A 13,318-nucleotide genomic window follows, 5' to 3' on the forward strand; every position below is an offset into this window, starting at 1 on the left:
CCCCTTGTACAACAGAATGCGTTAACAAGGGGCCCCTCCTTCAGGAGGGTCAGCGCAGCGGGAGGCTGCGGGCCACGGCCGCGCCGTGCGACTCGTACGCGGCCAGCAGAGCGGTCGGCCGGCCCGAGGCGACCGGCACGACGACCGTCACCGACCGGTTCGCCTTCAGCTCGACCGTCCGGTCACCGAGGGCGGCGGAGCCGTCCCAGGCGTACAGGTAGGCCGTGCCGGACCGGTCGGCCCGCAGGGTGACCTTCACCCCGCCGGGGACCCGGCGCTGGTCGGTCAGCCGCAGCGCCTTCTCGGGCAGCCGCGCCACGGCGGCCGGGGCCACCCCGTCGACCGCCGACTGGGCGATGGTCTGCGGGCTGTGCACGCTGCGCGCGGCGGTGTCCGGGAAGACCGGGGCGCTGGGCTGCCGCGCCGCCGGGGTGTAGCCGGGCAGGGTCGCCAGGCCGTAGCGGTACGGGTCGGCCCGTACGCCGGTGAACGTGGACCAGCCCAGCCGGGACTGGGAGCTGAGATCCTGGGTGTCCGAGTCGTAGACCAGGACGTTGAAGCCCATCCGGTTCGGGTCCACCGCGTCGGGCAGCACCGCGAACGGGATGCTGGCCTCGATGGTGTAGCCGGCGTACGGGCTGGTCACCTTGCTGACCACGGTCATGCCCGGCGCGGTCGTCGCCCCCGGGCCCTGCCGGTTGTCGGCGTCGCGCTGCCAGCACGGCGGGTCACCGTTGGCGGGGTCGTCGGTGACGGGGAAGATGCCGGCCTTGAACACCGTGGAGGTGTCGGTCGAGTTCCCCTTCGGGTCGACGATGATCTCGACGCTGTCGGTGCGCCGCTGCCGCTTGCAGTCCTGCGGCACGACCTTGCGGCCGAGCACGTCGTCGGTGACCTGGACGAACACCTTGAGGGCGTCGGCGGTCCAGGCGATGCGGCCCTTCGCCGAGGCGTCCTGCGGCGTGGTGGCCTGACCCTCCCAGATGCGGGAGAAGTCCAGCTCCTCGCCGGGGTACTCGCCGGCCGAGGCCACGCCGTCGACCGCGTGGTCGTGGCCGGCCTGCGGGACCTCGGTGGTCGGCACGATCTCCAGCGCGCCGGTCTCCACGGTGCTGCCGGCGGCGCTGGTGGTGGTGATGGTGATGCCGTAGTCGCCGTCGGTGCCGCCCGCGTTGGCGGTGGGCAGGGTGGTGTCGGTGTTGGTGACGGTGAAGGTGACGGCCCCGGTCGCGCCGGGGGCCAGGCCGGTGTAGCTCCTGGTCGCCGCGTCGGCGGTGAAGCCGGCGGGCAGGCCGAGGGTGACGGTGCCGCTGCGGGTGGCCTCGCCGTGGTTGCGCAGGTCGACGCGGACCGACCGGCTCTTGCCGGAGCCGATGGTGAGCACCGGCTTGATCAGCGTGTCGAGCTGCGGGTATCCGCCCTCGCCGGCCCACTCGCGGAACAGCCCCACCTCGGGCAGCGGCTCCAGGGTGCCGCGCACGTCGGCGACGACCCGCACGGCCCGGTCGGTGCGCCCGACGCCCTGCCGGGTGGTCAGGGTCGCGCCGACGAGCTGCTGCTGGTTGGTGTCGGCGCCGGCGGGGACGGTGACGGTGAACGTCGCGGTCCGCTCCTTGCCCGCCGGCACGCTGCCCCGCAGCGCGCCGGAGCCCTTGGCGGTCCAGCCCTGCGGCAGCCGCAGGTCGATCCGCGGCGCGGCCAGTGCCCGGTCCCGGGGCGCTCGCACGTGCGCGGTGACCTTGACGGTCTCGCCGGGGGCGAGGTCGAACCGGTCGGTGGTGAGGTACAGCTCGGTGCCCCGGGGCAGCCCACCGGCCGCGTTCGGCAGCACGGAGCCGCGCAGGATCGCCTCGGGGGAGGCGTCCGCCGGGTCGTACGGGACGCGGCTGTCGACCAGGGTGTAGAAGTCGCAGCGCATCTTCGTCGGGTCGGTGGGGGCGGCGGCGGTGCCGGCCCAGCCCTGGGTGACGTACTCCCGGCGGGCGTCGACCTCGATCTCGGCCCAGGTCTTGCCGGTGGCGCTCGGCGTGCCCTCCCAGACCCCGAAGACCTGGTCGGTGGGGACGGTCGGCACGAAGCTGGACGCGCACTCGGGCCCGGCGGCCGACGTGCCGGTGCCGCCCGTACGCAGGAACTTCGCGGCCCGGAACGGCTTGAGGCCCTCCTTGCGGAGCTGCTCGGGGAACGCGGCCGGGTCGGCGGCGGCGTGGAACGCCTCGGCGGCGAACCGGGCGGCCTGCTGGTGGTTGCCGTGGTTGCCCGGGGTCGGCGAGGGGTTCATGGTCATGACGATCTCGGGCCGGGTCTGCCGGATCACCCGGACGATCTGGCCGAGCGTGTCGTCGTGTCCCCAGATCCGCTCGGACAGCGGCGCGGACGCCGTGTACCAGAAGTCGACCCGGTCGAGGTTGTAGAGGTTCTCCACGCCGGCCCGGCCGATCGCGGTGCGCTCCTCGCGTTCGCGGATGATGCCGAGCGGCGGGCCCTCTTCGAGGCCGGCAGCGGCGCGGACTCCGTCACCGGGTACAGCGGCGGCGCGGGTGTCCGTACACACTGGAAGGCCTTCGCCCGGTGACGCTAGGGACCGGCGCGGCGGCCCGTCAATGCTTTGCAAGGTCTTTCTTTCTTTGCAAAAGAAATAAATTCAGGCCGGTCCACCTCTCCGGGTGCCGGCCCGGTCGCGCGCCCCCGATCCGACATCGGGGCCGAAGCGGGGCGTTTTCCCTGTTCGTGAGGGTTCCTCGGGTGGGCCGAGACGCTTTCGTTACTTGACTCGATAGTTCGTTCGCCGTAGGAAGGAAGTGTGACTGACGTGGTGACGCCACCAACGAGCCCGGTGAGCCGGGAGCGGTCGAAGGAGATCAAGCGGTTGTCCGTGATCTCCACCGCCCGCCAGGTGCGGGTGCTCTCCCGCGCCGAGCTGACCGAGCTCACCGGCCTGAGCCCCGCCACGCTCACCCCACTCGTGCGCGAGCTGATCGCCGAGGGCTACCTCATCGAGCGGGGGCCCGGGGCGTCCCGCGCCGGCCGCCCCCGGGCGATGCTGGAGTTCAACCCGCGCGCCGAGCTGGTCGCCGCCGTCTCCCTGGAGCCGTCCCGACTCAGCTGCGAGATCGCCGACAGCGACGGCACGGTCGTCGCCCACCGCACCGTCCGCCTCGCCGGCGACATCATCGACACCATCTGCCGGTCGGTGCCCGAGCTGGCCGGCGACGGCCTGCCGGCGCTGCGCGGGGTCGCCATCGCCGCGCCCGGCGTCTCCTCCGGCGGCGCCGTCCGGCTCGCCCCCTCGGTCGGCCTCGTGGAGGGCCGGCCGATAGGGGAGGCGGTGCAGCGGCACCTCGGCGTGCCGGTGGTGGTGGACAACGACGTCAACCTCATGGCGGCCGGCGAGCACGCGGCCGGCGCGGGCAGCGACGTCGCCGACCTGCTGCTGCTGCACGTCGCCGACGGCATCGGCGCGGGGCTGGTGCTCGACGGCCAGGTCCGCCGGGGCGCGGGCGGGGCGGCCGGCGAGGTCGGCTTCCTGCCGCTGGACCCGGCCGACCGGGGCCACGACGGGGTCGGCCCGTTCGAGGCCCGCTGGTCGGAGAACGCCGTCGCCGAGCGGGTGGTGGCCCTGGCCCCCGGCCGGCGGCCCGACGCCCCGGTGGCCGCCCTGGTCGAGCTGGCGCGCGCCGACGAGCGCGCCGCCGCGTACCTCGACGAGGTGCTGACCGCCTGGTCCCGGCTGATCGTCTCCTGCGTCTGCGTCATCGACCCCGGCCGGGTGCTGCTCAGCGGCGCCGCCGCCCAGCTCGACGACCCGGCCGTCGACCGGCTCCAGGCCCTGGTCGCCGCCGCCGCGCCGAGCACCACCGAGGTCCGCCGGGCCGTGCTCGGCGACCGGGCCGTGCTGCACGGCGCGGTCAGCTACGCCCTCTCCGCGGCGGCCACCGGGCTGCCCACCCTGCTACCCGCCCCCTAGCTCCGCCCCTCAGCTGCCCACCCCCTGGCTCCACCCGACCCGAACCCCTCGGAGGTACCCCATGAGACGTCGCCTTCTCCTCGCCGGTGCGCTGGCCACAGTCCTCGCCGCAGGCACCGCCTGCGGCGGCGGTGGCGACGACGCGTCCGGCGACGCGGGCGCCGAGAAGCTCACCATCTACACGGCCCGCGACAAGAAGGTCTCCACCTTCGTGGTGGACCAGTTCACCGCCAAGTACCCCGAGTACAAGGGCAAGGTGGAGATCCTCAACCTGGGTGCGCAGGAGATCCTGGAGCGGGTCCGGGCCGAGAAGGCCAACCCGCAGGCCGACGTCTGGTGGGGCGGCACCCAGCAGGGGCTCTCCGCGGGCGCGTCCGAGGACCTGCTGACCGGCTGGCAGCCGGCGTTCGCCGCCAAGATGGACGCGAAGTACAAGGACGCCGAGGGCCGCTGGTTCGGGGAGATCCTGCTGCCCGAGGTCATCATGTACAACAACAAGGCGCTCACCCCGGAGCAGGCCCCGAAGGACTGGGACGACCTGCTGAAGCCGGAGTGGAAGGACAAGATCGTCATCCGTGACGTCGCCGCGTCCGGCACCATGCGGTCGATCTACGCGTCGATGATCATGCGGCAGTCCCCGGACGGCAGCAACCCGCAGCCCGGCTACGACTGGCTGAAGAAGCTGGACGCCAACACCGGCTCGTACGCGGCCAACCCCGCCGACCTCTACCTCAAGCTCTCCCGCCAGCAGGGCGTGCTCAGCGCCTGGAACCTCCAGGACATCCTGCTCCAGGCCAACCAGTCGAACATGCCGTTCGGCTACGTGATGCCGGCCTCCGGCGCCCCGGTGCTCGTCGACGGCATCGCCGCGGTCAAGGGCGGCAACACCACCGGCGCGCAGAAGTTCATGGAGTTCCTCTTCGACGACGCGCTCCGCGCCGACCTGGCCAAGGACTACTACCAGATCCCGGCCGTGGAGATCGCCGAGAAGCCGCAGTGGCTGGCCGAGCTCAACCTCAAGCCGCTGGACGTCAACTGGGACGTGATCGGCAAGAACGAGACCGAGTGGATCAACCACTGGAACAGCCAGATCAAGAACAAGGGCTGACCACGGCGGCACCCGGGGCGGGCGCGGCGCGCCCTGGGCCCTGCCCAGCGGGGTGAGAAGGGGACCCTTCTCTACCGCAGGCGTTAACAAGGGGCCCTTCCTTGCACAGCGCCCGCCCCGAGACCACCCAGCCACCACAGGAGAGGACGCCATGATCGATGTCACGCTGGAGTCGGTGAGCAAGCGCTTCGCGCGCGGCGGCGACACCGCCGCCGTGGCCGACGTCGACATCACCATCGCCGCCGGGGAGTTCTTCACCCTGCTCGGCCCGAGCGGCTGCGGCAAGACCACCACCCTGCGCATGGTGGCCGGGTTCTACTTCCCCACCTCCGGCCGGATCCGGTTCGGCACGGAGGACGTCACCCGGCGTCCGCCGAACAAGCGCGACACCGGCATGGTGTTCCAGAACTACGCGCTCTTCCCGCACCTGTCCGTCGCGCAGAACGTCGCGTACGGGCTGAAGATCCGCAAGGTCGGCCGCGCCGAGTCGAGGCGGCGCGTCGAGGAGGCCCTCGGCCAGGTGCACCTCGCCGGGTACGGCGACCGGCGCATCGACGAGCTCTCCGGCGGCCAGCAGCAGCGGGTGGCCCTGGCCCGCGCCCTGGTGATCCGGCCGAAGACCCTGCTGCTCGACGAGCCGCTGTCCAACCTCGACGCGAAGCTGCGCGAGGAGACCCGCACGGAGATCCGCCGCATCCAGCAGGAGGCCGGCACCACCGGCATCTACGTCACCCACGACCAGGCCGAGGCGATGGCCATGTCGGACCGGATCGCGGTCATGCAGGCGGGCCGGGTGCAGCAGATCGGCGCGCCGCAGGAGATCTACCACCGCCCGGCGACGAGCTTCGTCGCCCGGTTCATCGGGCGCAGCAACGTGCTCACCCTGCCCGTGCAGGGCGCCACGGAACGGACCGTGACGGTGGGGCTGCCCGGCGGCGGCGAGATCGACGTGCCGGCCCCGGCCGACCACGGGCTGCGCCAGGGCGAGACCGCCCAGGTGTCGGTGCGCCCCGAGCACATCGGCCTCACCTCCACCACGGAGGCGGGCGCGCTGCCCGGCCGCATCGCCGAGCTGGAGTTCACCGGGATGGCCACCAACCTGGTCGTCGACACCGCCGGGGAGCGCATGCAGGTGGCCGCCGTCGACGTGCCGGCCGGCATCGCCGTCGGCGACCAGGTCGGGCTGCGGCTCAACCGGGACCGGATGTGGGTGGTGCGTCCGTGACCACCATCCCCGCCACCCCGGGCCCGGCCACCGTCGCGCCGGTCACGAAGGAGCCGACGCCGCCGCCGGGCCCGCGCCGCCGGCTGGCCGACCGGTTCGCCGGGGGCACCGGCTCCCGCTGGTTCCCGTACGTGCTGGTCTTCCCGCTCGCGCTGGTCCTCTTCGGGTACGTCGTGCAGCCCATGTTCGCCACCTTCGCCGAGAGCGTCGGCGTGGACGGGGTGGAGAACTACGGCAGCTTCCTCACCGGCGGCGGGGTGGCCCGGTCGTCGCTGGTCACCTCGCTGATCATCTCGGCGGCCAGCGTGCTGCTCTGCGGGATCGTCGGCGTGGCGATGGCGTTCCTGCTCAAGCGCTTCTCGTTCCCCGGCCGCAAGCTGATCGAGGCGATCATCCTGGTGCCGGCGGCCCTGCCGCCGCTGATCGGGGCGATCTCGTTCCAGCTCCTCTACAGCGAGACCGGCATCCTGCCGCGCGGCCTGCAGCAGCTCTTCGGCGCGGAGAATCCGGTGCTGCCGTTCAGCGGCATCGCCGGGGTGCTGGTGGTGCACACGTTCACCATGTACCCGTACTTCTACCTGTCCGCCTCCGCCGCCCTCGGCGGGATGGACCCGTCGGTGGAGGAGGCCGCCTACAACCTGGGCGCCGGGCGGGTGCGGGTGTGGCGCACGGTGCTGCTGCCGATGCTCACCCCGGCGCTGGTGTCGGCGTCGCTGCTGGTGTTCATGACGTCCCTGGCGTCGTACACCGCCCCGCTGCTGTTCGGGGTGGACCAAACGATGACCATGCAGATCTACATCAACCGCACCAACGGCGACCTGCCGATGGCGTCGACCTACGCCTCGGTGCTCGGCGTCGTCTCGGTGCTGTTCCTGCTCGGCATGCGCTGGTACGAGGGGCGGCGCAGCTACCGCTCCCAGTCCAAGGGCGTCGCCGCCCACCGGCGGGAGATCACCAACCCGCTCGGCCGGTGGCTCGCCCTGGCCGCGTCCCTGCTGGCCACGGCCGTGCTGCTCGCGCCGGTGGCGACGATCGCCCTGGTGGCGTTCTCCCGGGACGGCTCGTGGACCACCGAGGTGATCCCCGCGCAGTACACGATGCAGAACTTCGTCACGATCTTCGCGGAGCCGAGGGCGTTCCAGCCGATCCTCAACTCGCTCAAGATGAGCCTCATCGCCACCGTCGCCTGCGTCGTGGTCGGCGTGCTCATCGCGTACGCGGTGCGCCGGCTGGACTTCCGCGGCCGGGGCCTGCTGGACGTGGCGGTCATGCTGGCCTGGGCGCTGCCCGGCACGGTGGTGGCGATCAACCTCATCTCGGCGTTCAGCACCGGCAACGCGTTCAGCTTCGGGCAGGTGCTCATCGGCACCTTCTGGATCATGCCGCTGGCGTACTTCGTGCGGTTCCTGCCGCTGGTCTTCCGCTCCAGCTCGGCCGCCCTGGCGCAGCTCGACCCGTCGCTGGAGGAGGCCGCCCGCAACCTCGGGGCGTCCTGGTGGCGGGCGTTCGGCACGGTCACCCTGCGGCTGATGCTGCCGGGCGTGCTGGCCGGCGCGCTGCTCGCCTTCGTGCACGGGGTCGGCGAGTTCGTCGCCTCGGTGCTCATCTACACCTCGGAGACCGCGCCCATCTCTGTGGAGATCAACAACCGGATGTACTCGTTCGAGGTCGGCACCGCCGCCGCGTACGGCATGCTCCAGGTGGTCCTGATCTTCGTGGTGATGGTGGTCTCCGGCCGCTTGGAGGGCGGCCGACGCTCGACCCGGGAGGCGGCGCGATGGACGGCGTGACGACACCGGCCGGCGACCACGTGGCCGCCTGGCTCGCCCACGGCGGGCTGGTCCCGGTCGCCCGGGTCCCCGGCGGGGAGCTGGCGGCGGTCGCCGCCGCGGCCGACTTCGCGGTGCTGCCGGTCGGCGCGGTCGAGTGGCACGGCCCGCACCTGCCGCTGGGCACCGACCTGATCCTCGCCGAGGGCTTCGCCGCCGAGAGCGCGCAGGCCTCCGCAGACGGCGCGGCCTCGTCCGGCGGCGGGACCCCGGACGAGGCCGCGCCCCCGGCGGCGGGCCCGCGCGGGGTGCTCTTCCCCGCCGTCGCGTACGCCGCCTGCCCCGGCCAGACCCGGCCGTGGCCCGGCACCGTGGCGATCCGGCCGGAGATCGCCGTGGGCTACCTCGCCGACGTGATCGAGGGCATCGTGGCGGCCGGCTTCCCCCGGCTGCTGATCGTCAACGGGCACGACGCCAACATGTCCACCGTCCGGGCCGCCATGGAGTGGGTGTCCGGCCGGCGCACGGCGAGCCTGCTGCTGGTCAACTGGTTCCAGCTCGTCACCCCCGCCGAGACCACCGAGCTGTACGGGCCGCAGGTCTCCCGCGGCCACGGCGGCGCGTACGAGACGTCCGGGGTGCTCGGGTTCGACCCCGGCGCGGTCCGGCTCGGCGCGGTCGACGACCTCCCGCCGAAGCCGAAGCTGCCGGTGACCCACCCGTACGTGCTGGTGGAGTCCCGGCCCGACCCGTGGCAGGGCTGGTCCGGGCACGTCTCGCTGGCCGACGAGCCCGCCGGCCGGCGGGTGCGCGAGCTGGCCGGGACGCGGCTGCGGGAGGTCGTCGCCGCCTGGGTGGCCGCCGCCCCGCCCGCCCCGCCCACCGCCGACCCGCTGCCGGACTCGCCGCCCGACGTCGGTCCGCTGCCGGACTCGCCGCCCGCCGAGGGGGAGCCGTCGTGACCGTCGACCGGGGACTCGACATCGTCGACTTCCACCTGCACTTCCGCATCGCGGCCGACCCGACGATCCAGGCGTGCGAGCACGCCGCCGGGATGCACCCCGGCGGGGAGCACGAGCGGGCCGTCCGCGCCGCCGGCTCCGCCCCGTACGCGGCGAAGTGGCGGCGGGCGTGGGCCTTCGCCGACCCGGAGCCCCCGGCGCAGCGCTGGGAGGACGAGGCGGACCGGTGGGCCGAGGAGCTGCGCCGGGTCAACGTGCGGCGGGCCGTGTTCGTCACCGGCGGCGGCAACGACACCGTCGCCGACGTCGTCGACCGCCACCCCGACCTGCTGCTCGGCCTCGCCCACCACGACCCGTACTCCCCGGGGGCCGCCGCCGAGCTGGAACGCGCCGTCACCGAATGCGGCCTGCGCGGGCTGAAGCTGTTCGCCCCGCTGCTGCGCGGCCCCCTCGACCACGCCGACCTCGACCCGCTCTGGGCGACCGCCCAGCGCCTCGGCGTGCCCGTGCTGATCCACATCGGGCACTACGGCAGCGCGGGCGGGCTGAGCTTCGGCCGGCACGGTGGCCCCGACGAGCTGGCCCGGATGGCCCGGCGCTTTCCCGAGCTGGCCGTCGTGGTGCCGCACTTCGGCGTCCAGCACGTGCAGGACCTGCTCTTCGCCGCCTGGGGCTGCCCGAACATCCACGTCGACACGTCCGGCTCCAACCAGTGGGTGCGCTGGATGCCCTACAAGCTGACGCTGGAGGACCTGTTCCGGCGCTGCTACGAGACCATCGGCCCGCACCGCATCGTCTACGGCAGCGACTCGTCGTGGTTCCCGCGCGGCTACGTCACCCGTTACCTCGACGACCAGCTCCGCGTCTGCCACGAGCTGGGCCTGCCCGACGACCACCTGCGTGCGATCTTCGCCGGCAACGCCGAGCGCCTGCTCGGCCTGGACACCACGACCGGCTGACGTCCCGGGCGCGGCGAGCGGCGTCGCGCCTGCCCCACGTCCGCGGCCGGCACCGGAAGGAAGCAGAGACCCTGATGAGCACACCCGCGCTGACCACCTACCAGCGGCACCACCTGCGGCCCACGTACGACCACCACGTCGGGCGGCTCTTCCCGGCGATGGTGCGGGCCAGCCAGGCGCACGTGGTGATGCTGACCGAGCAGGGGCTGATCCCCGCCGAGCGGGGCGCCCGGCTGCTGCGCGGGCTGGCGGAGCTGCGCGCCGACACCAGCGCTGCGCCGCCGTTCGACGGCACCTTCGAGGACACGTACTACCTGCTGGAGAAGCGGCTGGCCGCCGCGTGCGGCGTGCCGGCGTCCGAGCTGGACGTGCAGATGGCCCGCAGCCGCAACGACCTCGACGCCGGGGTGTTCCGGATGCTGCTGCGCGACCAGCTCGTCGGCGTCCTCGACCGGGTGCTCGCCACCGGGGCCACCGCCCTGGCCGCCGCCGACCGGTACGCCGACGTGGTGATCACCGGCTACACCCACCGCCGGCCCGCCCAGCCCACCACCATCGGCCACGCCCTCGCCGGGTACGCCGAGGCCCTCGCGGGCGAGGCCGCCGCCTACGCCGACCTGATCGACGCGCTCAACGTCTCGCCGCTGGGCTCCTGCGCGTTCGCCGGCACCGACCTGGACATCGACCCGGCCCGGGTGGCGGAACTGCTCGGCTTCGCCGGCCTGGTCACCAACTCGTACGAGGCGGTGGCCGGCGCGGACCACCTGGTCCGGGTCGGCACGCTCAACGCGCAGGCCCTCGCCACCGGGGCGCGGCTGGCCCGCACCCTGATGGACTGGCTGAGCTGGCGCTGGGTGACCACCCCCGGCGACTTCACCCAGGGCAGCAGCATCATGCCGCAGAAGCGCAACCCGGTGGTGCTGGAGCACCTCGTCTCGTACGCCGGCGCGACCGCCGCCGACGCCGCGAGCGTGCTCAACAACGTCGGCGCGGCCTGGTGGGAGGACTCCAACAACGCCACCACCGACGTGCAGGTGCGGCTCTGGGAGAGCAACGACCGCACCGACCGGTTCTTCGCCCTGCTCGGCGGCTTCCTCGCCGAGATCGAGCCGCTGGAGCCGCCGTCGGCGGGGGAGATCGTCGCCTCCGGGGCCACCACCACCGCCGCCGCGGACGCGCTGACCCGGCACGGCGTGCCGTTCCGGGCCGCCCACTCGGTGGTCGGCCGGCTGGTCCGCGCCGGTGCCCCCGACACGTGGACCGCCGAGGGCGTCCGCGCGGCGGCGCAGGGCATCACCGACCGGCTCGACGACGACGCGATCGCCGACCTGCTCGCCGCCGCCGTCCGCCCCGAGCTGGTGCTCGACCGGGCGCAGGTCGACGGCCCCGGCCGGTGCGCCGTCCGCAACCAGGTGGCGGCGCTGCGCGGCCACTTCGACACCGTCGCCGGCCGGCTCGCCGCCGTACGGGCCCGGCTCGCCGCCGCCGACACGGCGCTCGACGCCGTCGCCCCCGAACGGGCCGCCCGGTGAGCGCGCGCGCCACCACGACCGAGGGGACCGGCGCGTGAACCTGCGGCTGGACGGCCCCGCCACCCCGCCCGCCCCGCTGACCGGCGACGCGGAGGTGACCGGCGCTGCGCAGGTGACCGGCGACGACGGCGTGCTGCTCGGCATCGACTTCGGCGGCACCAAGATGGCCGTCGGGGTCGCCGACGCGGCGGGCCGGCTGCTGGCCCGCGAGCGGGTGCCCACGTACGCCGAACGGGGTGCCCCGCAGGCCCTGGACCGCGCCCTGGAGCTGGCCGCGAAGCTGGTGGGGCAGGCCGGCGGGCCGCTCGCGGCGGCGGGCGTCGCCTCGCCCGGGGTGGTCCGGCCCGACGGCATCGACCTGGCCCCGAACGTGCCCGGCTGGGACCGGCTGCGGCTGGCCGACGCGGTGCGCGACCGGCTCGGCGCGCCCGTCGTCGCCGTCGACAACGACCTGAACGCCGCCGCCCTGGCCGAGCTGCGCCTCGGCGCGCTCCGCGACGCCGACCCCGGCCTGGTCGTCGGCATCGGCACCGGCGTCGCGGCGGCGCTCACCGTGCGCGGTGCCGTGCTGCCCGGCCACCACGGGGCGGCCGGCGAGATCGGGTACGCCGTGGCCGGCGGCCCCTGGCCCGGCACCATGCTGGAGCTGGACTTCTCCGGCCGGGCGCTGGACCGGCTCGCCGTCGACCTCGGCGTGCCCGGGGCCGCCGCCGGGCTGGCCGCCGCCGCCGCCTCGCCCGGCCCGGCCCGGGACGCGCTGACCGCCCGCGTCGACGAGCTGGCCCGCCACCTGGTCACCTGCTGCCTGCTGGTCGACCCGCAGCGGGTGGTGCTGGTCGGCGGGGTGGCCGGCAGCGACCTGATCCGTGGCCTGCTCGTCGAGCGGCTCGCCGCCGTGCTGCCGTACCGGCCGGAGGTGGTGCTCTCCGGCTTCGCCGACGACGCCGCGCTGCTCGGCGCGGTCGTGCTGGCCAGGGAGGCGGTCCCGACGGCTCCGACGGCCCCGGCAGCCTCGACGGCCCCGGCGGTCAGTTGACCTGGAACGTCCGCGTCGCGAGCTGATAGGCCGGGAACATGTCCTCGAACTCGTCGGTGTCCATCCCGCCGAGGGTCAGCAGCACCGGCCCGCCGGCCGGGGTGTCCGCCACCAGCGCCCGCTGCCGGTTCGGGCCGCTGAACTCGCTGCGCTGCAGGAACGTCGCCTCGACCAGGTCCAGCGGGCCGCGCCGCACCCGCCGGTACTCGATCTCGCTGACCCGGCCGTAGTCGGCGAGGAACCCCTCCAGCGTGGCGCGGCCGTCCCCGGTGGACCCGTCGGCCGCCCACACCCGCAGGAAGCCCACGCTGCCGGCGGGCTTCGCGTCGACCTCGCAGCGCAGCCGGGCCCCGCCCAGCGTGATCGTGGCCTCCTCCGCCACCGCCTCGGGCGTCCACCCGGTCGGCAGCGAGAACGTGACCGGCAGCTCGCAGGGGCTGCCGGGAGCGCCGACGGTGAGGCCGGCCTCGGCGGGGGCCACCTCGTCGTACCAGGGTGGGCCCGTCACCACCGGGGACGGGCCGTAGCTTGTCGCCGCCCGCGTCCCCTCGTCGGCGCAGCCCGCCGCCGGCACCGTGCAGAGGACGGCCAGCAGGACCGCCCCGATCCGTCGCAACACCGCTCGAAATCCCCCGTGGTCGTCCACACCCGCCCGGTCCACCCCGGACGGGCCGATGGATGGTAACGGTGGGTGGCCAGGTTGGTCGGTGGCGGGGCGGTCCGCGTGACGGTCAGTCGTCGGCGGGGCCCGGCGGAGCGG

Annotated in this window: 10 protein-coding genes; 8 read left to right on the forward strand and 2 right to left on the reverse strand. The window is 74.3% G+C overall.

All coding sequences use genetic code 11. The features are described 5' to 3' along the window. Window positions 1–49 precede the first annotated feature (49 nt). On the reverse strand, window positions 50–2,554 hold the full coding sequence (locus GA0070558_RS02805) for a sugar-binding protein (protein ID WP_141722154.1): 2,505 nt from the start codon (window positions 2,552–2,554) through the stop codon (window positions 50–52). A 249-nt stretch (window positions 2,555–2,803) separates the two neighbouring features. On the opposite strand from GA0070558_RS02805, the gene GA0070558_RS02810 reads away from it, so the two are divergent. The 8 genes from GA0070558_RS02810 (at window position 2,804) to GA0070558_RS02845 (ending at window position 12,558) form a co-directional block, all read left to right on the forward strand. Further along, window positions 2,804–3,967: an ROK family protein gene (locus GA0070558_RS02810; protein ID WP_091275251.1), complete on the forward strand. Its 1,164-nt coding sequence runs from the start codon at window positions 2,804–2,806 to the stop codon at window positions 3,965–3,967. Between the two features lie 61 nt (window positions 3,968–4,028). After that, entirely contained in the window at window positions 4,029–5,075 is a 1,047-nt protein-coding gene (locus GA0070558_RS02815) for an extracellular solute-binding protein (protein WP_077938857.1), read from the forward strand. 151 nt (window positions 5,076–5,226) lie between these two features. Continuing rightward, window positions 5,227–6,300: an ABC transporter ATP-binding protein gene (locus GA0070558_RS02820; protein ID WP_091275255.1), complete on the forward strand. Its 1,074-nt coding sequence runs from the start codon at window positions 5,227–5,229 to the stop codon at window positions 6,298–6,300. Then, the gene (locus tag GA0070558_RS02825; protein ID WP_256091725.1) at window positions 6,297–8,090 is read left to right on the forward strand and encodes an ABC transporter permease; all 1,794 of its coding nucleotides are present in this window, start codon (window positions 6,297–6,299) and stop codon (window positions 8,088–8,090) included. Before GA0070558_RS02820 ends, GA0070558_RS02825 begins: the two co-directional genes overlap by 4 nt. Beyond that, window positions 8,078–9,031 (forward strand): creatininase family protein, encoded by a 954-nt coding sequence (locus GA0070558_RS02830; protein WP_091275258.1) that lies wholly within the window; start codon window positions 8,078–8,080, stop codon window positions 9,029–9,031. The genes GA0070558_RS02825 and GA0070558_RS02830 overlap by 13 nt, the downstream gene beginning before the upstream one ends. Next, the gene (locus GA0070558_RS02835; RefSeq protein WP_091275262.1) at window positions 9,028–9,990 is read left to right on the forward strand and encodes an amidohydrolase family protein; all 963 of its coding nucleotides are present in this window, start codon (window positions 9,028–9,030) and stop codon (window positions 9,988–9,990) included. Before GA0070558_RS02830 ends, GA0070558_RS02835 begins: the two co-directional genes overlap by 4 nt. Before the next feature lie 74 nt (window positions 9,991–10,064). Further along, window positions 10,065–11,522 (forward strand): lyase family protein, encoded by a 1,458-nt coding sequence (locus tag GA0070558_RS02840; protein WP_091275265.1) that lies wholly within the window; start codon window positions 10,065–10,067, stop codon window positions 11,520–11,522. 34 nt (window positions 11,523–11,556) lie between these two features. Beyond that, window positions 11,557–12,558 carry an ROK family protein gene (locus GA0070558_RS02845; protein WP_256091726.1) on the forward strand — a complete coding sequence of 334 codons (1,002 nt, stop codon included), beginning with the start codon at window positions 11,557–11,559 and terminating at the stop codon, window positions 12,556–12,558. Here the strand turns inward: GA0070558_RS02845 and GA0070558_RS02850 are convergent. Beyond that, the gene (locus tag GA0070558_RS02850; protein ID WP_091275269.1) at window positions 12,551–13,177 is read right to left on the reverse strand and encodes a lipoprotein; all 627 of its coding nucleotides are present in this window, start codon (window positions 13,175–13,177) and stop codon (window positions 12,551–12,553) included. The two genes, GA0070558_RS02845 and GA0070558_RS02850, sit on opposite strands and share 8 nt — an antisense overlap. Window positions 13,178–13,318: the final 141 nt, after the last annotated feature.

This window comes from Micromonospora haikouensis, from assembly GCF_900091595.1.
GTDB lineage: Bacteria > Actinomycetota > Actinomycetes > Mycobacteriales > Micromonosporaceae > Micromonospora > Micromonospora haikouensis.

Coding starts and splice junctions, on each gene's coding strand:
- GA0070558_RS02830 (WP_091275258.1), top strand. CDS start 8,078: ATGGACGGCGTGACGACACCGGCCGGCGACCACGTGGCCGCCTGGCTC.
- GA0070558_RS02820 (WP_091275255.1), top strand. CDS start 5,227: ATGATCGATGTCACGCTGGAGTCGGTGAGCAAGCGCTTCGCGCGCGGC.
- GA0070558_RS02840 (WP_091275265.1), top strand. CDS start 10,065: ATGAGCACACCCGCGCTGACCACCTACCAGCGGCACCACCTGCGGCCC.
- GA0070558_RS02815 (WP_077938857.1), top strand. CDS start 4,029: ATGAGACGTCGCCTTCTCCTCGCCGGTGCGCTGGCCACAGTCCTCGCC.